General features: G+C 56.3%; 23 protein-coding genes. 11 read left to right on the forward strand and 12 right to left on the reverse strand.

Going from position 1 to position 21,797, the window contains the following annotated elements:
* From OXF42_00785 to OXF42_00815, 7 genes are all read left to right on the forward strand, one after another.
* Window positions 1-306: restriction endonuclease subunit S (locus tag OXF42_00785; GenBank protein MCY4046638.1), on the forward strand; the 306-nt coding region annotated here is incomplete at its 5' end.
* Window positions 299-1,318, forward strand: coding sequence for an SIR2 family protein (locus OXF42_00790; protein ID MCY4046639.1), 1,020 nt, complete (start codon window positions 299-301; stop codon window positions 1,316-1,318). The genes OXF42_00785 and OXF42_00790, both read left to right, overlap by 8 nt.
* A 3-nt stretch (window positions 1,319-1,321) precedes the next feature.
* Window positions 1,322-4,243 carry an HsdR family type I site-specific deoxyribonuclease gene (locus tag OXF42_00795; protein MCY4046640.1) on the forward strand — a complete coding sequence of 974 codons (2,922 nt, stop codon included), beginning with the start codon at window positions 1,322-1,324 and terminating at the stop codon, window positions 4,241-4,243.
* Window positions 4,212-4,523, forward strand: coding sequence for a M48 family metallopeptidase (locus tag OXF42_00800; GenBank protein ID MCY4046641.1), 312 nt, complete (start codon window positions 4,212-4,214; stop codon window positions 4,521-4,523). Before OXF42_00795 ends, OXF42_00800 begins: the two co-directional genes overlap by 32 nt.
* 51 nt (window positions 4,524-4,574) lie before the next feature.
* Complete coding sequence (htpX, locus tag OXF42_00805) at window positions 4,575-5,438, forward strand: zinc metalloprotease HtpX (GenBank protein ID MCY4046642.1); 864 nt, start codon at window positions 4,575-4,577, stop codon at window positions 5,436-5,438.
* A gap of 12 nt (window positions 5,439-5,450) precedes the next feature.
* Window positions 5,451-8,210 carry an excinuclease ABC subunit UvrA gene (gene uvrA / locus OXF42_00810; GenBank protein MCY4046643.1) on the forward strand — a complete coding sequence of 920 codons (2,760 nt, stop codon included), beginning with the start codon at window positions 5,451-5,453 and terminating at the stop codon, window positions 8,208-8,210.
* The gene (locus OXF42_00815) at window positions 8,197-8,988 is read left to right on the forward strand and encodes an undecaprenyl-diphosphate phosphatase (protein MCY4046644.1); all 792 of its coding nucleotides are present in this window, start codon (window positions 8,197-8,199) and stop codon (window positions 8,986-8,988) included. Before uvrA ends, OXF42_00815 begins: the two co-directional genes overlap by 14 nt.
* Here the strand turns inward: OXF42_00815 and OXF42_00820 are convergent.
* The 3 genes from OXF42_00820 to OXF42_00830 are packed head-to-tail and all read right to left on the reverse strand — an operon-like array spanning window position 8,985 to window position 10,646.
* A complete protein-coding gene (locus tag OXF42_00820; protein ID MCY4046645.1) occupies window positions 8,985-9,368 on the reverse strand; it encodes an iron-sulfur cluster assembly scaffold protein in 384 nt (127 codons plus the stop codon). The two genes, OXF42_00815 and OXF42_00820, sit on opposite strands and share 4 nt — an antisense overlap.
* Complete coding sequence (locus OXF42_00825) at window positions 9,365-9,802, reverse strand: SufE family protein (protein MCY4046646.1); 438 nt, start codon at window positions 9,800-9,802, stop codon at window positions 9,365-9,367. Before OXF42_00825 ends, OXF42_00820 begins: the two co-directional genes overlap by 4 nt.
* A gap of 1 nt (window position 9,803) precedes the next feature.
* The gene (locus OXF42_00830; GenBank protein ID MCY4046647.1) at window positions 9,804-10,646 is read right to left on the reverse strand and encodes a sulfurtransferase; all 843 of its coding nucleotides are present in this window, start codon (window positions 10,644-10,646) and stop codon (window positions 9,804-9,806) included.
* A 107-nt stretch (window positions 10,647-10,753) separates the two neighbouring features.
* Here OXF42_00830 and OXF42_00835 point away from each other — a divergent pair, with 107 nt between their 5' ends.
* Window positions 10,754-11,236 (forward strand): CBS domain-containing protein, encoded by a 483-nt coding sequence (locus tag OXF42_00835; protein ID MCY4046648.1) that lies wholly within the window; start codon window positions 10,754-10,756, stop codon window positions 11,234-11,236.
* Between the two features lies 1 nt (window position 11,237).
* Window positions 11,238-11,405 (forward strand): hypothetical protein, encoded by a 168-nt coding sequence (locus tag OXF42_00840; GenBank protein MCY4046649.1) that lies wholly within the window; start codon window positions 11,238-11,240, stop codon window positions 11,403-11,405.
* Here the strand turns inward: OXF42_00840 and OXF42_00845 are convergent.
* The 9 genes from OXF42_00845 to cofG form a co-directional block, all read right to left on the reverse strand.
* The gene (locus OXF42_00845) at window positions 11,402-14,227 is read right to left on the reverse strand and encodes an FAD-binding protein (protein MCY4046650.1); all 2,826 of its coding nucleotides are present in this window, start codon (window positions 14,225-14,227) and stop codon (window positions 11,402-11,404) included. The genes OXF42_00840 and OXF42_00845 overlap by 4 nt on opposite strands.
* Window positions 14,228-14,281: 54 nt before the next feature.
* Window positions 14,282-14,512: a type II toxin-antitoxin system HicA family toxin gene (locus OXF42_00850; GenBank protein MCY4046651.1), complete on the reverse strand. Its 231-nt coding sequence runs from the start codon at window positions 14,510-14,512 to the stop codon at window positions 14,282-14,284.
* Window positions 14,509-14,727, reverse strand: coding sequence for a type II toxin-antitoxin system HicB family antitoxin (locus tag OXF42_00855; GenBank protein MCY4046652.1), 219 nt, complete (start codon window positions 14,725-14,727; stop codon window positions 14,509-14,511). Before OXF42_00855 ends, OXF42_00850 begins: the two co-directional genes overlap by 4 nt.
* Before the next feature lie 25 nt (window positions 14,728-14,752).
* Window positions 14,753-14,947 (reverse strand): type II toxin-antitoxin system HicB family antitoxin, encoded by a 195-nt coding sequence (locus OXF42_00860; GenBank protein ID MCY4046653.1) that lies wholly within the window; start codon window positions 14,945-14,947, stop codon window positions 14,753-14,755.
* The gene (gene gdhA, locus OXF42_00865) at window positions 14,944-16,293 is read right to left on the reverse strand and encodes an NADP-specific glutamate dehydrogenase (protein ID MCY4046654.1); all 1,350 of its coding nucleotides are present in this window, start codon (window positions 16,291-16,293) and stop codon (window positions 14,944-14,946) included. The genes OXF42_00860 and gdhA overlap by 4 nt, the downstream gene beginning before the upstream one ends.
* A gap of 90 nt (window positions 16,294-16,383) precedes the next feature.
* Window positions 16,384-16,980, reverse strand: coding sequence for a mobile mystery protein B (locus OXF42_00870; protein ID MCY4046655.1), 597 nt, complete (start codon window positions 16,978-16,980; stop codon window positions 16,384-16,386).
* Window positions 16,977-17,444: a mobile mystery protein A gene (locus OXF42_00875; GenBank protein ID MCY4046656.1), complete on the reverse strand. Its 468-nt coding sequence runs from the start codon at window positions 17,442-17,444 to the stop codon at window positions 16,977-16,979. Before OXF42_00875 ends, OXF42_00870 begins: the two co-directional genes overlap by 4 nt.
* A 123-nt stretch (window positions 17,445-17,567) precedes the next feature.
* Window positions 17,568-18,809 (reverse strand): 5-amino-6-(D-ribitylamino)uracil--L-tyrosine 4-hydroxyphenyl transferase CofH, encoded by a 1,242-nt coding sequence (gene cofH / locus OXF42_00880; GenBank protein ID MCY4046657.1) that lies wholly within the window; start codon window positions 18,807-18,809, stop codon window positions 17,568-17,570.
* 11 nt (window positions 18,810-18,820) lie between these two features.
* A complete protein-coding gene (gene cofG / locus OXF42_00885; GenBank protein MCY4046658.1) occupies window positions 18,821-20,080 on the reverse strand; it encodes a 7,8-didemethyl-8-hydroxy-5-deazariboflavin synthase CofG in 1,260 nt (419 codons plus the stop codon).
* A gap of 108 nt (window positions 20,081-20,188) precedes the next feature.
* On the opposite strand from cofG, the gene tmk reads away from it, so the two are divergent.
* Window positions 20,189-20,809, forward strand: a complete 621-nt coding sequence (tmk, locus tag OXF42_00890) for a dTMP kinase (GenBank protein ID MCY4046659.1) — start codon at window positions 20,189-20,191, stop codon at window positions 20,807-20,809.
* Window positions 20,790-21,797: an AAA family ATPase gene (locus tag OXF42_00895; protein MCY4046660.1), complete on the forward strand. Its 1,008-nt coding sequence runs from the start codon at window positions 20,790-20,792 to the stop codon at window positions 21,795-21,797. Before tmk ends, OXF42_00895 begins: the two co-directional genes overlap by 20 nt.

Here is a 21,797-nt window from a genome sequence, read left to right on the forward strand (position 1 = left end):
AACAACCACGCGCATGTAGTTAAGGCAAAGCCACAAATCTCTGATAACTACTTTCTTTGCTATATGTTGAATTTTATAAACATTGAACCATTTATAACCGGAGACGCAAGAGGGAAATTGTCAAAATCAGTTTTAACAACGATTCCCCTTCCCTGCCCTTCCCTCTCAGAACAAAAGAGGATTGCCGAAACCTTACGGGCTATTGACAGGAAGATTGAACATCATGAAAACAAGAAAGCAACCTTGCAGGATTTCTTCAAGGTTGCGTTGAATGACTTGATGAAAGGAGGAAATTCACATGTCTGAAAAGAAGAACTTACTCATATTCGCCGGAGCAGGAGCGTCTGTTGACTTGGGGTATCCTACGACCAGAGAATTTATGGAACACCTCAACCATGAAGTAATAAACAATTACATATATAAGCCAATACCAAAAAGTGAAAAAATTGACATAGAAAGAGTCTTATGGTTTATCAAGGCTGAGATTCTTGAACCTATAGAAAACTGCCTCATCAAAAATGACTTTCTACATAAGAATTGTTATTTGTTTTACCTCAATCATAACCCGGGCAATAATGTTCATTCGGCACAAGAGTACTACGGAAAGGCAAAAGAATTAACAGAAAAAATAAATCAAATAGTTCACAGCAGTTATGGGGTGTCTTCCATAAAAAACCAAGATCTCAGAGAAACAGGTTACTGGGTTAACGAACTGATCAACAGCGGAAAACCATCCGATGATCATTACAATATAGAAATTTTCACAACAAATTATGACCGTGCCATTGAAAAGGCATTGGAAGATAATGGAATACCCCCTCAAAGAATATCACCTTTCTCTAACTCAGACTTTAACACATTATTGAATACCGATAAATACAGTACAAAGAAAGCTTTTTCAAGGAAAATATGGCTTACAAAACTGCATGGCTCTTTAGAATGGAGACTAACAGAAAACGGAGAAATTGAAAAAGTCATTGAAGAGTTCTCGGATAAATCTTCTGTCCTGTATCCGGGGTTCAAGGGCGCACCGAAAGAAAAACCTTTTAAGCAATTCCATGAATACTTCACCGCTTGTTTACAAAAATGTGATGCTTTTTTGTCAATGGGATTTTCATATAGAGATGAACATATAAACGATTTAATAAAAAACAATCTAAAGCCACAAAGCGAAATCTACATTATAGATACAGACCCTGATGGAATACTAGACAAAGAAATCTGGAGGAGTTGGGAAAACCCACAAAACATCAAAGCCACAAGAAACAATATTGATTACTCTTCAGTTTATGCAGCAAAACAATACTTGAGGGACTAACCCATGACCACCCCAATAACAGAATCCAAAACCGTCCAAGCCCCGATGATTGAATACGCCTCTCAAATCGGCTGGCAACCCGTCTCCCGCCAAGACGCCGAGAGTCTGCGCGGCGGAACTCAGGGCATTATCTTCTCCTCTATCCTGACGGACAAACTCCTCTCATTAAACCCCGACATCCTCAACCCCGAAACAGTACGGGAAGTAGTCCGAAACATAGAAAACGTCCACCACGACATAAGAGGCAACAATGAAGCCCTTGAATGGCTGCGCGGAAACAAAAGCGTTTATCTGGACACCGAAAAGCGGGAGCGCAATATCCGCGTGATTGACTATGAAAACCCGCAAAACAACACCTTTCAGGTTACGGACGAATGGACGGTAACCTCAGACAAACCCCACCGCGCCGATGTTGTGTTCCTCATAAACGGCATTCCCGTCGCCGTTGCGGAAACCAAAAGCCCGAAGAAAAGAAACGCAATCTATGAAGGGCTGATACAAATACGCCAATACCACCGCGAAACCCCCGCAATGTTCGCCCTGCCCCAAGTGTTTGAAATAACAAACCTGCCGGAATTCCACTACGGCGCAACATGGAACACCGAAGCGAAAAACCTGTTTGACTGGCGGGAGGAGCGGGAAGGCAACTTTGAAGCCAAGGTTAAATCCTTCTTTGACACGGAAAGATTTCTGAAACTGATTGAAAAATGGGTCATTTTCTACTTGAAAGACGATGAACTGAGAAAGACCGTTCTCCGCCAGCACCAGACCCGCGCGGCGGAGAGGATAGAGGAAAGATGCGCGGACACAAAAAAGACGCGCGGGCTGATATGGCACACGCAGGGGTCGGGCAAAACCTTTACGATGATAAAGGCGGCGGAACTGGTCATAAGACGCAAAACGGAACTCGGAGACCCCACCGTTATTTTGATGATAGACAGAAACGAACTTGAAGGGCAACTGGAAGGCTGGCTCGCCTCCCTCTCCTCAGGGGGCGGCATAAGAGGGGTGAACATCCGGCGGGCGCAAACCAAAAAAGACCTGCGGGAAATACTTGAATCGGACTTCAGGGGGCTGGTGATATCAACCATTCAGAAGTTTGACGACATGCCCGCAAATATGAACGACAGGAAAAACATATTCGTCTTTATTGACGAGGCGCACCGGGGCGTTGAGGGAGACCTCGGAAACTACCTGACCGGAGCGCTTCCCTATGCCACCCTTATAGGCTTCACCGGAACGCCGGTGGACAAAACCGCGCACGGAAGGGGAACATTCAAGGTTTTCGGCAAAGAGGACAAAACCGGCTATCTGGACAAATACTCCATTATGGAGTCCATAAGGGACGGCACAACGGTGGGGCTGAAATACAAACTCGCCCCCGCCAAACTTACAGTTCCCGCAGAGACTCTGGAAAAAGAGTTCCTCGGACTTGCCGAAGCGGAAGGGCTTTGCGACATTGAACAACTGAACAGGGTTCTTGAAAAGGCGGTAACCCTGAAAAACTTTCTGAAAGCGGGGCAAAGAGTGCGCCGCGTGGCGGAGTTTGCCGCAAGGCACTTCAAAGAGAATGTTGAGCCGCTCGGATACAAGGCGTTTTTTGTGGCGGTTGACCGCGAGGCGTGCGCCCTTTATAAAAGGGAGTTTGACAAACACCTCCCGCCGGAATCGGTGAAGGCGGTTTACACAAAAGCGCAGCATGACACCGAAGCCCTTCCCCTTGTGGCGCAATACCAGATACCGGCGGACGAGGAAAAAACCCTCCGCAAAGAGTTTCAGAAACCGGGCAGAGACCCGAAGATGTTTGTTGTTACGGACAAACTGCTTACCGGCTTTGACGCGCCCGTTCTTTACTGCATGTATCTGGACAAGCCGATGAGAGACCACGTGCTGCTTCAGTCCATAGCGCGGGTCAACAGGCCCCACACTTTCGGGGAGGGAGGGAAGGAAAAGGAATACGGGCTGATAGTGGACTTCATCGGCATATTCGGCAATATGAAAAAAGCGCTCGCTTTTGATTCAAAGGATGTGAGCGGCGTTATAGAGGACATTGAAATCCTGTTTGAAAAGTTCGGGCGGGAAATGGAGCGGGCGCGGGGGTATCTGAAGGAAACGGGCGGCGGAAAGGGCGAAAAAATTATAGAGCGGTTTACGGACAAAGCCGAAAGGGAGGCGTTTATTGAGTTTTTCAGGGGATTGCAGGGGCTTTACGAAATCCTTTCGCCGGACGAAAAACTGAGGGGCTTTCTTGACGACTACACGGCAATTTGCGGGGTTTACAAGGTCGTGATGAAAAGTTTTGAACGGGACAACCTTCCCGTCAGATACGGGGAGTTTCTGGAAAAGACCGAAAAACTGATAGCGGACAGCGTGGGAGCGTTCGGACCGGAGGAAAACGGCGCGGAGGCGGTTGTCAGCGCGGAGACGCTTGAGGAAATCCTGCAAAGCGGCAAGAGCGACAAGGTGAAAATCAACAACCTGCTCAAACTTGTTGAGAAACTGGTCTCGGAGATTGAAAGGACGCTGGGCCTTGCGTCAATGGCGGGAAAGGCGCGGGACGTCAGAGACAGGTTTCACACCGGGCAGGCGGGGGCGAGGGAAACTGTGGAGAACCTGAACCGGATTGCGCGGGAAAACCTCGGCCTCAGGCGCGAGTTTGAGGAGAGCGGAATGTCGGCGCGGGAGTTTGTGTTCCGCCTTGTGCTTGAAAAAGAGGGGGACGCAAACGCCGGGGAAACCGCCGCGGAGATGGAAAACCTTTTCAGCGCCTTTCCCGACCACCGCGAAAACATGCACCAGAAAATGTCCCTCAAATCGGGGCTTTACAAACTGACGGGCGCGGCGGTGGGAGAGAAAAACGAAGACCGCGTTATCGGGGAGATAATGAAACTGGATGAGCGTATCAAAAAAGAAGTTCAAGGGTGAAGTCGCGCTGTGGAGCGCAAGGATAAAGGTCTCGCCCCGGCGGGTAACCGTCAGACCGATGACGCGCAAATGGGGGTCATGCTCTTCGCGCGGCGGGGTCTGTTTTAATTCCGACCTGCTGGACAAGCCGCCCTCCTTCCGGCGGTTTGTGATCGCGCACGAACTGCTGCACCTGAAAATCCCCAATCACGGCGGGCTTTTCAAACAGATGCTGAGCGCCCACATTCCGGGGTGGCGCAAAATAAGAGCGTCTCAAACATTGCGCGGCGGGCGGGGGTGATTATTATATGACTTGCAAAGGGGGAAACTCCCGGGCGGAGGACAACGAACAATGAACACTTTGAAAAGCGTAATTCTGCTGGCGGCTCTGTCGGCGATACTGGTCTGGTGCGGGGGCGCGTTCGGCGGCCAGCAGGGGGCGGTTATCGCCCTTGTTGTTGCGGGGGTTATGAACTTCGCAAGTTACTGGTGGAGCGACAAGATCGTTCTGAAAATGTACAAGGCGCAGGAAGTGGACGAAAACTCCGCCCCGCAGATATACGCCGATGTGAGGGAACTCGCCCACAATGCGGGGCTTCCGATGCCGCGCGTTTACATCGTTCCCGAAGAAGCGCCCAACGCCTTTGCCACCGGCAGAAGCCCGTCCCATTCGGCGGTCGCCGTAACGCGGGGAATCGTGAAACTTCTGGACAGGCACGAACTCAAAGGGGTTCTCGCCCATGAACTCGCCCACATTAAAAACCGCGACATACTGGTGGGCTCAATAGCCGCAACCATAGCCGCCGCAATCAGTTACATAGCCTGGATGGCGCAGTTCGCCGCCATTTTCGGGGGAGGAGGCGGAAGGGACGGCAGAAACAATGTTTTTGTTCTGCTCGCAATGGCGATTGTCGCGCCGCTGGCGGCAACCATAGTGCGCCTTGCCATATCGCGCACAAGGGAGTTCGGCGCGGACAGGGAGGGGGCGGCAATATGTATGAACCCGATGTTCCTTGCGGACGCGCTGAGAAAGATGGACCACTTTGCAAAACGGATACCCTTTAACGTAAGCGAGCAGGCGGCGGAAAGCACCGAGCACATGATGATAGTCAGCCCGGTGATTGGCGGCGGCTTTGCCAAACTTTTCAGCACCCACCCCCCCACCGGAGAGCGCATCAAGCGCCTTGAGCAAATGGCAATGGGCGGCGTGGGGTGAGCCGCGCGCGCTTTGAGTTTCATCACCATAAAGGGCGCGAGGAGTCACAACCTCAAAAACATCAGCGCAAAAATCCCGCGCGGCAAACTTGTAACCATCACCGGCGTGAGCGGCAGCGGAAAGTCGTCCCTCGCGTTTGACACCCTTTTCGCCGAAGGGCAGCGCAGGTTTATGCAGTCTCTCTCCGCCTATGCGCGGCAGTTTGTGGAGCAACTGGAAAAACCCGATGTGGACTTTATTGACGGGCTTTCGCCGTCCATATCGCTTGACCAGAAAAGTTTCCACCGCAACCCGCGCTCAACTGTCGGCACGATAACCGAGATTTACGACTACATGCGCCTGCTGTTCGCAAGGGCGGGCGCGCCGATGTGCCCCCGCTGCGGCGAGGAAATCACCGCCCAGAGCGCCGGGGCAATGGCAAAACGCGCGGTCGCGGCGGCGCGGGGCGGCGAAGCGCGGATTATGTCCCCCATCGTCCGGGGAAGGAAAGGCATATACCGCAAGGAGATTGAGGAGTTAAGGGCGGAGGGGTTTGTGCGCGCCGTCATAGACGGGGAGGAAAGAGACCTGGACGAGGACATATCACTTGAGAGAAACAAGGCGCACGACATACTGGCGGTCATTGACACGGCGGACACCTCAAAGCCCGGCGCGCTTGAGAGGGTTGAGGGCTCAATTGAACTCGCGCTCAAAAAATCCGGCGGGGCGGCGGTCTGCGAGGCGGGGGGCAGAACGCTTAATTTCAACTCCGTGTTTTCATGCCCGTCCTGCGGGGCGGCATACGGGGAGATCTCCCCGAGACTGTTCTCCTTCAACAGCCCCTACGGAATGTGCGCAAAGTGCGGCGGCCTCGGCGAGGAGACAAGGTTTCGCGCCGACCTGCTGGTGGACTCCTCCCTGTCAATAGAGGCGGGAGCGATACGCCCCTGGAAAAACTCGCGGTATCACAGGCGGCTTATGGAGCGGGCGGCGGAGTATCACGGCTTCAGCACAAGCGCCCCTTTCGGCAAACTGTCCGCGCGGCACAGGCGGCTTATCCTTGAGGGGGACGGCGCGGGGGGGGAGTTCCCCGGAGTGATAGGCTCGCTTTCGCAATGGATGAGCGAAACCTCGTCCGCCGGGGCGCGGGAGGGCATTTCCGCCTACACGGAAACGGTTTCGTGCGGCTCGTGCAAAGGGGCGCGCATAGGGGCGGAGGGGCTTTCGGTTCTGGTGGACGGCAAAACCATTCACGATGTCTCGCGGCTTGACGTAACGGACGCGGAAGGTTTCTTTGCCGGGCTCAAACTGGACGATTACGGAATGGCTGTGGCGGGCGGAGTCATAAGAGAGATAAAGTCAAGAATCGGGTTTCTGAAAAATGTGGGTCTCGGATACATGACGTTTGACCGCCCCGCCACCACCCTTTCGGGCGGCGAGGCGCAGAGGATACGGCTCGCCACCCAGCTGGGCTCTTCAATGACCGGCGTAACCTACGTTCTGGACGAGCCGTCCATAGGGCTGCACCCCTCGGACAACGACAAACTGATTCGCACTCTCAGGTCAATGAGGGATGACGGCAACACGGTTGTGGTGGTGGAGCATGACGAAGACACGATAAGAAGCAGCGACTTTGTTCTTGACCTCGGACCCGGAGCGGGAGCCGCCGGAGGGGAGATCATCGGGTGCGGAACGGTGAAGGATTTGACGGCGGACAAGAGGTCTCTCACCGGCAAATACCTCGGCGGCGAGCACTCCATTGAAGTGCCGGAGAAGCGCAGAAAGACGGAAAAATTCATTGAGGTAAGGGGCGCGAAGAAGCACAACATATCGGGGCTGAACGTATCGTTTCCGGTCGGGGTTTTCACTTGCGTTACGGGCGTTTCGGGTTCGGGCAAAAGCACGCTCATACATGAAATACTGCTGCCCGCACTGCGGGACGGCGGACTGCGCGGGGCGCGGAACGTGGACAAAGTGATAGAGATAGACCAGACGCCGATAGGCAGAACGCCGAGGTCAAACCCCGCCACATACACGGGCGTTTTCTCTCCCATACGCGAGCTGTTCGCCATGACTCCGGAGGCGAAGGTACGGGGCTACGGAGCGGGAAGGTTCAGTTTCAACGTGCGCGAGGGCAGTTGCGGCCTGTGCGAAGGCAAGGGCAGCGTGAAGGTTGAGATGCACTTTCTGCCGGATGTCTATACAACCTGCGAACAGTGCGGCGGACTGCGCTACGGCACGGAGACGCTTGAGGCAACCTACAGGGGCAAAAGCATAGCCGATGTTCTCGGAATGACGGCGGCGGAAGCGGCGGACTTTTTCTCAAACATTCCGCAGATAAGCCGCAGGCTGAACGTGGTTGAGAATGTGGGGCTGGGCTACATACGGCTCGGACAGGAGGCGAACACCCTTTCGGGCGGCGAGGCGCAGAGGATTAAAATCGCAAAGGAGCTTTCCCGCAGGGAAACGGGCAACACCCTTTACATTCTTGACGAGCCGTCCATCGGGCTGCATTTTCACGATGTGAAAAAACTTCTCTCGGCAATGGAGAGGCTGCTCGCGCGGGGAAACACGGTGATAGTCATAGAGCACAACACCGACATAATAAAAAGCGCCGACCATATAATAGACATGGGCCCCGGCGGGGGCGCGGAGGGCGGCAAAATAGTGGCGGAGGGAACTCCGGAAGAGGTGGCGGGAGCGAAGAACTCCAAAACCGGGCTTCACCTGAAAAGGGCGTTGAAAACACCGAAGAAGAAAAAAGGGGGAACATCCCGAATTGGAAAAAATTGAGATTGCGGTTCTGGGAATCGTTCAGGGAATTACGGAGTTTTTTCCGGTAAGCAGCACGGCGCACATGATGATAGTTTCGTGGCTGTTTTCGTGGGAGGATGCGGGTCTGCGGACGGCGGTCTGGCTTCATGCGGGGACTCTTGCGTCCATACTGTTCTGCTTCAGAAAGGACTGGATGAAAGTGGCGCGGGGGCTTGCCCGCGCGGGGGCGCGCGGCTCTCTTGACAGCCCCGAAGCGAGAATGGGCGCGGGCCTTCTAATAACCGTTCTGCCGTCCGTTGCGGCGGGGCTCGCCTTTGAGCATCTGGTGGCGGGGGCGCTCCGCCAGCCGCAGGCGGTGGTCGCGGGGCTTGTCGCGGGAAGCGCGGCGCTTTTCCTTGCGGACAGAAAGCCCCGCGAGGGAAAACGTCTTCGCGATGTCTCAATAAGAGACTGCCTTGTTATCGGGGTCGCCCAGGCGTTTGCGCTGGCGCCGGGAGTTTCAAGGGCGGGGGCGTCAATATCGGGCGGAATGTTTCTCGGATACACGAGGGAGGAGTCGGCAAAGTTCGCCTTTATGATGGGCGTTCCGGCAATAGGCGCCGCCATCGGGCGCACGGCTTGGAACAACGGGTTTGCGCTTCCCGACGGCGGCGATGCGGCGGGGGCGGTCATTGCGGCGGCGGCGGGAGTGTTTGCCGTCAGGTTTCTGATGAGGTTTGCAAGAAGGGGCGGCTACATGCCCTTTGTGGCGTACAGAATGGCGGTCGCCCTCGCGCTGCTGGTGTTTTTCGTTTAACCGGCGGAGCGGGAGGCCGCCGTCAGCGCGCCTTTCAGGGTGTCAAGGGCGAGCATGGCGCATCTGGGGCGGCGCACAACTATCTCTTTGCCTAACATCTCAACCATTCTGTCCCTGCCCATCGCGGACACATCCTCAAGCGCCATGCCCTCAACTTCAAGAGACAGCAGAGACGCCGCCGCCTGACTGACCATGCAGCCCTTGCCCTCAAATTTGAACGTTTCCACCGCGCCGCCGCCGAGTTTCACATAGACGGTTATGGTGTCTCCGCAGCCCGGATGGCCGCCGCCGCGCACTATGTCGGCGTCTTCCAGAGAGCCGAAATTTCTCGGATGCTCGTAGTGGTCTATGAGCATGTCCATAAGTTCCCGGTGTATCATTGCTTTAATTCGGAGGCTTCGGCTTTGTCGCGCACCTCGCGCCTTATCCTCGCATAAACAGCCCCAAGCCCGTACATGCGCCTTGTGCCTATTTTTTTGTCAAGGCCGAGGCGGTGCAGTATGTCCGCCGGAGCCTCCTCCACCTCAAGCGGGGACGCGCCCGTGAAAGCGTCAATCAAAATGGAGACAAAACCCCTCACCGTGGGAGACTCCTCCGGCACCTGGGCAAATATGCCGACCCTGCCGCCGTCAACCTCAACCCACAGAAAAACGGGCGTCTCGCATTCGGGAACTCTGGCGTCCGAACTCTCAAGGAGCGGGACATACCTGTCCGGGAGAGGCGGAAGACTGTCCGAGTAGTCAACCAGCATCTCAAGCGTGGTCTGAAGGTCTGAATCCCTGAACTGCCGGATTATTCCGGCCAAGTCGCCCATGTCATCTTTCTATGGGGGCGCGCACAAGGTTGCCCCACTCCGTCCACGAGCCGTCATAGTTTTTGACGTTCGTGTAACCGAGAAGGTAGGTCAGAACAAACCATGTGTGCGAAGACCTCTCCCCGATCCTGCAATAAACCACAACTTCGCCGTCCGGGCTCAGTTTCTGCTCGCCGCCGTATATGGCGGCAAGTTCGTCCGCCGATTTGAAAGTGCCGTCTTCATTCGCCGCGCGCGCCCACGGAACGCTGCTCGCGCCGGGTATGTGCCCGCCCCTGAGGCAGCCCTCCTGCGGATACGCCTCCATGTGCGTAAGTTCGCCCGTGAACTCCTGCGGCGAGCGCACGTCAACCAGAGCGCCGCCCGCTTTCATGTGGTCCAAGACCTCATCGCGGAACGCCCTTATGCTCTCGTCAATTTTGCCGACCTTGTATTTCGTCTCTGGAAGCTGCGGCACATCCCGCACAAGCGGCCTGCCCTCGTCAACCCACTTCTGCCTTCCGCCGTCCATTATGAGGCAGTTCTCATGCCCCATTACCTTGAAAGTCCAGAACGCGTAGCACGCCCACCAGTTGCTTTTGTCGCCGTAGAAAACCACCTTTGAATCATTGGAGATGCCCTTTTCGGACATCAGCCTCTCAAAGTTTTCAGCCGCCAGATAGTCTCTCACGAGCTGGTCCTGCAACTCTATCTGCCAGTCAAGTTTGATTGCTCCCGCAATGTGCCCCACCTCGTAAAGAAGCACATCCTCATCGGACTCAACCACAATAACGTCCTTGTCATCTTTGTGGTCTTCAACCCACTGCGTTGAAACAAGAACCTCCGGGTGTTTGTATTCAGCCATTTTTTCCCTCCTTTGCGCGATGGCTGAACATAATAACACACCGCGCCGCCTCCGTTAAATCGCGCCGACAATTGCGCGGCGGGCGCGCCTGTAATACAATTGAAGCGATGAACGAGAAAGACCTGGGAAAAATTGTCGTCCGCGACATGATAGAAGACCGGGAAGCCATTTACTCGGTCGGCGCGGATGACACCGCAAGGGAGGCGTCCGAGGCGCTCAAAAGGTTGAAACTGCGGGCGACCGGGGTTCTTGAAGACGGCAAACTTGTGGGGATTGTCAGCCATTACGATGTGTCAACCAAGGTGGTGGCAAAGGGCATGGACCCGGAAAAGACAAAAGTGCGCGAGATAATGACGCCGGATGTCGTGAAGGTCAACCTGCGGCACAGTTTTACGGAGTGCCTTGAGTTGTTTGAGCGGCACGACATTTCCCACCTCGTGATTGAGGACAGAAAAGGAAACTACTACGGCGTTATTTCAAACAAGCACTTGCAGGCGAGGCTGCTTGAGATGCTGAAATCAATGCTTGAAATAGCGAGGCAATACGCTTTCGGCTCTTACCCGAAGGAGTCGGAAAAGCAGGGAGACTGACATGACGGAAGAGGAAAAAACGGCGAAAGAGGAAAAAAAGGTGATTTGGGGGCAGCCGCGCGTTCCGAACATCAAGAAGGGGCACAACCCCAACTACCCGTATTACATGATGGGCATCTTCGCGGTACTCGTGATTCTGAGCGCCCTTTTCGCGTTTGCCACCGGCTAACGCCTGATGCAGTCCGCGACAAGGCGGGCGAAGTGGACGGGCTCGGCGCCGGAAAAGTGGCGTATCTGCTCCATGCATGAAACCCCCGTTGCGCACACGCGCGCGCCCCGCCCGGCTTTCTCTATGGAGGGAACAAGCCTGTCCGAAGCCATCTTCTCCGACACGTCGTAATACTTTTTCTCATAACCGAACCCGCCCGCCATTCCGCAGCAGCCCGCCCCGGTGTCCGAGGAGTCAAACCCCAGCGCGTCCAGCGTCTCGCCGAGAGACGAGCCCGCCGCCCTGCCGTGGCAATGGGTGTGGGCGATGACCCTTCCGGCGGGGATGTCCAGTTTTGCCGAAAGCGATTCGGCGCGGGGTTTTACAAACTCCTCAAGCGTGAAAAACATCCGCCCCACGGCCTCCCTCCCGCCGCTTTGGGGAAGCAGGTCGGCATAGTCGTCCGTGAACATTGAAACGCAGCTGGGCTCGGTCCCGATTATCGGTATGCCCCGCTCGGCGTAGGGGGCGAGAACCGAAACGTTGATTTCCGCATTTGCGCGCGCCTCCGCGACCATTCCCCGGCTCATCATCGGCCTGCCGCAGCAGACCCTGCGCTCTTCAACCGCCACCTCAAAACCGAGAGCCTCAAGGATTTCAACCGCGCCGCGCCCCGCTCCGGGGTTGTAAAACTCCGCCCATGTGTCGTGAAAATAAACCGCCTTTGCGCCCGCCGGGGCGGAGACGCCGCGCGCGGAAAACCAGTCGCTGAACCTCCGGCGAGCCAGAGCGGGAAACCGCCTCTGCGGGGCGATGCCGAGCAGACCCGTCAGCCCCGCTCCGGCGGCGGCGTCCGCAAGCAGGTTTGCCGCCGCCGGAGCGCGGGAGAGAACGGACGAAACCGCATGGGCGCGGGCAAACATTTTGTCCGTGAGCGAAAAACCCGCGCGTTTTCCCCTCTGCGCCAGAAACTCCGTTTTCATCTTTGCCACGTCAACCGAAGACGGGCATTCGGTTTTGCACGCCTTGCAGCCCACGCACAGGCCGAAAACCTCCTCCGCCTCTGCGGAGAAGATGAAATCATGGCCGACCTCGCCGTGAAGAACGGCTCGCAGCAGGTTTGCGCGCGCCCGTGTTGTGTGCGCCTCATCGCGGGTCGCCATAAAAGACGGGCACATCGCCCCGTCCCCCGTTTTTCTGCAAAGCCCCTGACCGTTGCATGCGGCAACCTCCGGCGCGAGGCCCCCGGACGCGCTCCAGTCCAGAACGGGCGCAAGGCGCGAGGAGTCCGCGCCCGCCGCCCTGAGGGTCGCGCCGGGGTTGCGCCGCGCGCTTACAACCTTGCCCGGATTCAGCGCGCCCGCCGGGTCAAAGATGTGTTTCAAGTCCTTCATCGCCCCGTAAATGTCCGCGCCGAAAAGCCGCTCGTTGAGGCGACTCCTCTGAAGCCCGTCCCCGTGCTCGCCGCTCATCACCCCTCCGTGTTTCAGGGCAAGCCCCAGCGCGGCGTCCGACACCTCATCCATAAGCGTTGCCCCTTCGCGGGTTGAAAGGTCTATCAGCGGGCGTATGTGCAGGCAGCCCGCGCTTGCGTGGGCGTAGTAGCCGGCGGTGAGCCCCATGGACGAAAACACCTCCGATATGTCTTTCACATAGGCGGCAAGGGAGAAGACCGGAACTGACACGTCTTCAATGCACGGAATCGGCTTTGCGCCTGAGCGGGAACTCATCAGAAGCCCCAGACCCGCCGTCCTCACGCCCCAGACCATAGTCTGCTCTCTTTGTGAGAGGGCAAATCCCTTTTCGCACCGGACGCCTTCACGGGTGAGAAAACCGGCAAATCCCTCCGCCTTTTTGCGGCAGTCCTCATCCGTTTCGCCGAAGAACTCAACCGCCAGAACGGCTTCCGGCTCTCCTTTCACAAAAGACAGCATCCTTGAGTATCCGCCGTGTTTTCTCGTGAGTCCGATGAGCATTCCGTCTATGAGTTCAACCGCGGACGGCTCGCGCCGGAGAATAAGGGGGACGCTTTCAATTGCGCGGAAAAGGTCGTCAAACTGCAAGACGCAGAGCGCCGTGCGGGCGGGTGTGTCAACAAGTTTGAGCGTCAGTTCGGTAGTCAGGGCGAGTGTTCCCTCGGACGAGGCAAGCAGTTTTGCCGGGTTGAAATTGTCGTCAAGTAGACAGTCCAGCGAGTAGCCGGAAGCCCGCCGCCAGTGGCGCGGGAAATCGCGCTCAACAAGGGCGCGGTTTGCGCCTCTGAAATCCTCAAGCGCTTTTGAAAGCCGCGCATCGGAGCATCCCGAAGCGGACAGGGAAACCTCATCGCCCGTGGCTATAACCGCCTTTGCGGACAGCAGGTTGTCGCCCGCCATTCCGTAAAGTATGGAGTGCGCGCCCGTTCCGTTGCTCGCCACCACGCCGCCTGCGGTGGCAACTTTTGCGCTTGCGGGGTCGGGCCCGAACATCAGCCCTTTTTCTCCCGCCAGAGCGTTCAGCCGCCCGATGGTAACGCCCGGCTGCACTGTGGCGGTCTTGTTTTCGGCGTCAATGGCGGAAACGCCGTCCATATACTTGGACATGTCAACCGCTATTCCGTCTCCGAGGCACTGCCCGGCCAGCCCCGTCCCCCCGCCGCGCGGAAGAACGGAGACGCCGAATTCGCCCGCGATCCTGACGGTTTCCGCCACATCCTCCGCCGTGCGGGGAAGGACAACGCCGAGCGGTTCAACGCGGTAGTTGCTTGCGTCCGTGGCGTAGAGGATTCTGTCTATTTTGCGAAAGCGGACTTCGGCGGAAGTGCGGGAGGCAAGGGTTTTTGCAAGTTCGGTTGAGAGAGGCATTGTTAGGGAAGAGTTTAACCGGCGAAAGGCTGTGAACCTGACGCATTGCAACAATCAATCGGATAAATATTCGCCGACCACTTCGTGAAAAGTGTGTTTTGTCAATTCTTGAATGCCAAGCTGGCTACAGATTTCCCGTGCGAGATACCTGCCAATTTCCCGATGGCGCGGAATGGCCGCATGTTTACCGCTGGAAGGATTGAACCACCAAGAATGCCGCTTTCCTTCCCTTACAAATTCGCAACCATGGGACTCAAGATAGCGGATTAAGTCCCTTCGTTTCATAACGTTATGGGAACTTCTTCGTATTCCTTACCGGCGGACTTTATAGCGTTTGAACGGTGAATTTCCAGCACTTCGCGCAAAGTAATCTTCAATGTCTCCAGAAGTTCCTCTCTGGTAGATTCCTGACAGGTAACACCGCTAACTTCCCCAATCCACCCAATCCACCACTTGCCGTCACGCCTTATGATTGCAGTATATTGAGATTGTGAACTCATCATTCCCTCCTTTCCTTTGACGGATTTACTGTAACCCGCTCCTATTTACAGTGTCAACCAAGCGCCGACCTTTCAAAAAAGCAAGATACTCCCGAATCGCATCGGCTATGTTCTCAAGCGCTTCCTCTCTTGTCCCGCCTTGCGAATGGCATCCCTTCAAAGCCGGGCAGGAAACGCTGTATCCCTCATCCGACTTCCTCAAAACAATCTTGTAAATCACACTACCCCCTGCGCCACCATCGCATCCGCCACCCTTTTGAAACCCGCTATATTCGCGCCCGCCACATAGTCAATCTTTCTGCCCTTCTTTCCGAACTCAACACACTGCTCGTGAATGTCCACCATAATATCCCGCAACTTCTCCTCAACCTCCTCGCGGGTCCATCTGAGCTTCATACTGTTCTGGGTCATCTCAAGCCCCGAAACCCCCACGCCTCCGGCGTTGCACGCCTTGGCGGGGGCAAGCGCAACCCCGGCATCCCCGAACACATGAACCGCATCAAGGTCGCACGGCATATTGGCACCCTCCCCCACCGCCTTCACGCCGTTTTTCACAAGCATTTTCGCGTCCGCGCCGTTAAGTTCATTCTGGGTCGCGGAGGGAAACGCCACATCACACCGGACGCCCCACGGCTTTTTGCCCTTGTAAAACTTGCATTTGAAATGCTTCGCGTATTCACTCATGCGCCCGCGCCGGTTGTTTTTCAAATCCATTATCCAAGCCAGTTTTTCAGGGGTTATCCCGTCCGGGTCGTGGACGAACCCGTCTGAGTCCGACATGGTTACCGCCCTGCCGCCCAGTTGGGTCAGTTTTTCAACCGTGTATTGAGCCACATTTCCCGACCCGGAGACCACGCATATCTTGCCCGCCATATCGTCCGCCGCCGCGCCGAGAACTTCCCGGATGAAGTAAACGCTGCCGTATCCGGTGGCTTCGGGGCGTATGAGGCTGCCGCCGAAAGATATTCCCTTTCCGGTCAGAACGCCCGTGAACCTGCCCTGAACACGCCTGTGCTGGCCGAACATATAGCCGATTTCACGCGCGCCGACCCCGATGTCGCCCGCGGGAACGTCAACATCCTCGCCCACATGGCGGGCAAGTTCGGTCATAAACGCCTGACAGAAACGCATAACCTCGCGCTCGGATTTTCCGCGCGGGTTGAAATCGCTTCCGCCCTTGCCGCCGCCCATGGGAAGGCCGGTCAGGCTGTTTTTGAATATCTGCTCAAAGCCCAGAAACTTCATTATGCTGAGCGTTACCGACGGGTGAAATCTCAGGCCGCCCTTGTAGGGGCCTATGGCGTTGTTGAACTGAACCCTGTAGCCCCTGTTGGTGCGGACATTGCCGTCGTCATCCTCCCAGCAGACGCGGAAAGACACTATCCTGTCGGGCTCGGTGAGCCGCTCAAGGATTTGGTTTCTTGTATAGTCGGGGTTCTTTTTGATGAACGGAACGAGAGACTCCGCGACTTCTCTTGCCGCCTGATGAAATTCCGTCTCTCCGGGGTTTCTGCGCTCCACCCCGCGCATGAAGTCGCCTATCTTTATCCGGTTTCTGATTGGCATTCCCTGTTCTCTCCTCCCGTCATTTCTGACTTTTTTCATTATACCTGCCTTTTCCTGTCATCCTTGCAAAACAATAGCGGACGGCAACACTCACTCCTTTCCGCCTACAAATCGTAAAAGCAACCCGTAATCTCCGCCGTCAGCCGCACGAAGCGCCGCAATGTAAGACTTGCGGCGTTCATTGTCCGCCTGAAAATCAAAACCGGGCATCCACGCAATCGGGTCATGCCCGAAATGACGCTCCAGATAGAGGTCTGTCGCAATCCGCGCATGACGCCCGTTGCCATTGGGGAACGGATGTATCTGCGTTAAGCGGTGATGAAACCGCGCGGCGGCTTCAAGCGGCGGGAAAGTTCCGCGCTGAACCCAATACCGCGCATCATCAATCAACTTTCGCATTTCAACGCCAATACGCAGAGGGTCAACGCCGATGTTCTTTTCCGTCCGGCGATAAGTTCCCGCCCAGTTCCAGACATCTCCAAACAGGCGTTTATGCAGACCGCGCAAAAAGTCATCACTCAAAATATCCCTCCGGCGACTCCTTGAAACCCACCGCAGACCGCTCTGAACATTGGCTTGCTCCAACTCATTCAGTTCGCCGCGCGTCGTAATGTGTTTGTGCTTAAGCCCCTCACATTCATCGGGGTCAAGAGGCGTTGCGCCCTCCGGGGCATCGCCGTCAATCATTTCTCCTCCCATAAATCGGAAGGCATGTAATGCGCCAAATCATCGCGCAAACGCGCGATCTCCTCTTTGTTCTTCTCATCGGAAAGAGACTGCTCTTCCAGCGCCATCTGCCCCCCGGCGTTACGAACTATCCCGGCCGCCCTGCGCCCGGCCTGAGCAAGAATTACATCTTTGATGCCGCCTTCTTCGGGAACAATGGCGTAAACAAAACGGCAATTCAACGCCCCGGCAACGGTTTGCATGTGCCTGATGGTAACGCCGCCCTCCGCCTCGTTCCTTTCCGTCTGGGAAACGGCGGCACGGGTTACACCCAAACGACGGGCAAGCTGTGCTCCGGACATGCCCAGAGATTTCCGCACAGTGGCAACCCAACCCTCCGGCGGCGTCCGGACACCGGAAAACCGCAAAGCCGCGCCGTCCACAATCCCCTGATACTGCCTCTTGATGGTCTCCTTAACACTCATAGTATATCAATATATTAGCATTACGCCGTATATGTCAATACTTGGCTATACCAAAACGGCAAAATGTCAATCAAAAAACAGACAAAACAGTTGAATGTTTTCGCTTGGAATTACGAGGGAAACCTAACCGGCATCTTGCGCCCCATTGCCCTGAACCGTCTCCGTTTCCCCGTCAAACCGTTTCAGAATCCCGTAAACCGTGTTGCGCTCGGCGGGAATCCTGCCTATCTCCCTTGTCAGGCGGCGAAACTCTTCGGGCGGGAAATACTGCCCGTAACTCGCCCCCGCATGGCGGGAGATCTGCTCCTCCATAAGCGTTCCGCCGAAATCATTCGCCCCGGCGGTCAGCGAAAACTGGGCAAACTCCGGCCCCTGCTTTACCCACGACACCTGAATGTTGTCTATCCACCCGCGCAGAAAAAGCCGCGAAACCGCATACATCTTGAGTTGGTGAATGTCCGTGGGGCCCTCGTGAACCTTGCCCTTGGAATTTTTGTAAATGCGCGTCTCCCACGGAATGAAACGGAGCGGCACAAACTCCGTAAAACCGCCCGTGCGCTTCTGTATGTCGCGCAGAACATTCAGGTGGATTGACCAGTGCTTCGGCTCGTCAAGATGCCCGTACATGATGGTTGAGGTGGTCCTCATTCCGGCGTTGTGAATCTTCTCCACCACCCTTATCCAGACCTCGGTGGGAATCTTGCGCGGCGCAATCTTCTTTCTCACATCCTCAACAAGCACCTCCGCCGCCGTGCCGGGAAAAGTGTCATGCCCGGCGTCTTTGAGCATGTTGATAAAATCAGTCTCCTCAATGCCGAGAGTATTCGCCCCATACCACACCTCATAGGGAGAGAAGGCGTGAGTGTGCATTCCGGGGACGGCTTTCTTCACATTTTTTATAAGGTCAACATAGTAGTCGCCGTTTATGCGGGGATGCATGCCGCCCTGCATGCACACCTCGGTCGCCCCGATTTCCCACGCCTCTTTTGTCTTGTCCGCTATCTCCTCCATGGAGAGAAAGTAGGCTTTTTCATCGCCTTCGGGAGCCATAAAATTGCAGAAACCGCAATAAACATCACAGATATTGGTGAAGTTTATGTTCCTGTTGACAACATAGGTTACGACATCGCCCACATCCTCTTTTCTCACATGGTCGGCGGCGATTGCCAGCGCGGCAATGTCTTCGGGAGACCCGGCGGCAAACAGTATGTCGGCCTCCGGCACGGTTATCTCTTTGCCCTCAAGGGCCTTTGCAACGATTGCCGCAAGTTCGGGATTTGCGCGTCCGAGGCATGCGGACACCCCGTCCGGCCTCCTCTCGTTGACCATCCCCGCCAGTTCCTTCACTTTCAGGTTTTCCGCCATGACAACCGCCCTCAGGAATTCGCCTCCGGCACAAGACCCCCGGCATCGGCTCGCGCCCTGACCATCTCAAGAACCGCCGGGTCTATAAACTCGTCCGTGATGTATTCGGGATAAACCGGAAGACGCTCCCTGAGATCAAACCCCAGCGCGCCTACCTGTTTTTTCATCTCCTCAAGGGCGGGCCACGGCGCTTCGGGGTTTACATAGTCAATGGTGAGCGGAGACACCCCGCCCAGGTCGTTTATTCCGGCGGGTATGAATTTTGAATAGGTCTCCCCGTTGAGGTTGGGCGGAATTTGAAGATTCATTTCGCCACCCATAACAAGGCGCGCCACGGCGACCGTTTTCAGCATCTCAAGAAAAGACGGCGGCGGAAACTGCTCCATCGCTATGCCGTCTTTGGGGCTGAAATTCTGAACTATTATCTCCTGAATATGGCCGTGCCGCTCCGCCATGTCTCTGAGGGCGAAAAGAGAGTCCACCCTCTCCCGCACGGTCTCCCCGATGCCGACAAGTATGCCGCTCGTCCACGGAATTCTCAGCCTGCCCGCGGTTTCCATAGTCTCCATTCTCAGTTTGGGAACTTTGTCCGCGCAACGGTGGTGCGCCTCGCCCTTCTTCAGCAGGCGCGGGCTGATGTTTTCAAGCATAAGCCCCATGCTCGGATTGCTGCGCCGGAGGCGGCGCAACTCGTCTTCGGTCGCAAGGCCGAGATTTGAGTGGGGAAATATGCCGCGCTCAATCGCCGATTCGCACACCTCCGCAAGATACTCCGCGGTTGTTGAACAGCCCAGTCCGGAGAGCATATCCCTGTATTGCCCGTAAACCGCCTCCGGCTTGTCGCCGAGAACAAAAAGCAGCTCGGTGCATCCGAGTTCCGCCCCTTTGCGGGCTATCTCGTCCACCTCTCCGGGCGGAACAAGCAACTCCGCCTCTCCGGGCTCAATCTTGAAAGTGCAGTATCCGCAGTGGTTTCTGCACAGGCGCGTCAGCGGCACAAACACATTTTTGGAATAGGTGAGCCGCTTTCCGTGAGAGCGGACGGCAAGAAAAGAGGCGGCGCTCAAGAGCGCCGGAACTCCGTCTCCGGAGACCTCCGCAAGAAAAAGGGCGTCATCGGGAGAAACGCCGCCCCCGGAGACCGCGCCTTCGCATATGCGCGCAACCTCAGGGCTTGGCGGCGCGGTCGGGGGCGCTATCCCCGCGACACGCGCCATCTCCTCAAGACGTGAACGGTCAAACAGTTCTGTTTCTGAGCACTCAAACGCCACTACGGGCCTCCGCGCGGCCGACGCAAGCCGACAGGCCTGATAGTGTCATATTACACGCGGTAATTGTCAAGAACCGCCGCTCAAGTATCATTACCGGCGGACACGGTCATGCTTGTAACTTTTGAGGGAATAGACGGTTGCGGAAAATCCACTCAGGCGGCGCTCTTCCGCGACCACCTTTCGGCAAAGGGCGCGGAGACGGCGCTCACCCACGAGCCCGGAGACGGCGGGGACATAGGCCGCGCCATAAGAAAAACCATCCTGCTTGAACGGATGAAAAACATAGACCCGCTGGCCGAACTTTTTCTGTTCTGCGCCGACAGGGTTCACCATGTTGAAACGGTCATCCGCCCCGCGCTGGAGCAGGGCAAAACCGTTATCTCGGACAGATTTTTTGACTCCACCGTGGCCTATCAGGGCTACGGGCGCGGGATAGACATAGATTTTGCCGCCGCCGCCGCGCGGCGTTCCGCCCTCGGCGTTGAGCCCGCGATAACCTTCTTCCTTGACGCTCCCGTTGAAGTCTGCCTGCGGCGGCTTGAAAACCGGCGCGGGGAAGGGGCGGACAGAATGGACAGGGAAGCCGGAGAATTTTACGACCGCATCAGGGAGGGCTTCATCGCGGAGGCGGAAAAACAGCCGCGCAGAATTAAAGTCATAGACGCGCGCGGAGAGGAACGGGAGACGCACGGCAAAGTGGTGGCGGCGTTTGAGCGGGCGGATGTTTGACTCCATAGACGGACACACGGCGGCAAAGCAGACTCTCAGCCGCGCATTGCGGGACGGCAAAACCGCCCACGCCTATCTGTTCAGCGGGCCGGACGGGGTGGGAAAGAAACTCACCGCGATTGAGTTTGCCAAAAAACTGAACTGTGAACGGGGCGGAGCGGATGACCTGTGCGACTGCCCCGCATGCGACAGAATCGGCAGAGGGGTACACCCGGATGTTTCGGTGTTTGAATACCCCGGCAGCAGTGTCATAACGGTTGACAACACGCGCGGGGAAATAGAGCGGAGGGTTTTTCTCAAGCCGTTTGAATCAAAACACAAAATCTTCATCGTTGACGGCGCGGAAAGGATGAACTCAAGCGCCCAGAACGCATTTCTGAAAACGCTTGAAGAGCCGCCCGCCTACTCGGTTATCATCCTGATAACCCACCTGCCCTCTCTCATACTGCCCACCATACGCTCCCGATGCCAGACGGTGTCTTTTGGCGGCTTGGACGGAAGGGTGGCGCGGGAGAAACTGCTTGAGAAGGGGGAACTTTCGGAGCGGGAGGCCGCGCTTGCGGTCGCCGTGGCGGGCGGAAGCCCCGGAAAAGCCCTTGGGATAACGCCCGGCGAGGCGGGCGCAATGCTTGAAACCATCGGCGCGCTCGCCCGCCTCGGCCCCGAAGACCCCGCCGGGGTCTTTTCCCTTGTGGAGAAAGTTGTCGGCAAAGAAAAAACAACCGCGGGGCAAAGGGCCGAGGCGGAAAAATTTGCGGACTGGGCCTCCCTGTGGATACGGGATCTGCTTCGGGCGGGCGCCGGAACGGGAGAGGCAGCGTATGGCGAACTGGAGGGCGCTTCAAAGGATTTTGCGGACGGGAGAAGCGCCGCATCCATAGCGTCCAAGGCATTCGCTCTGGAAGAGGCCGTTGCCGGTGTCAGGCGGGGAAACCTCAACTGCCGTCTGGCGCTTGAAACATTTGTTTTCAAAGTTGTTGAGGTGTAG

The sequence above is a fragment of the Candidatus Dadabacteria bacterium genome (assembly GCA_026708565.1).
Lineage (GTDB): Bacteria > Desulfobacterota_D > UBA1144 > Nemesobacterales > Mycalebacteriaceae > Mycalebacterium.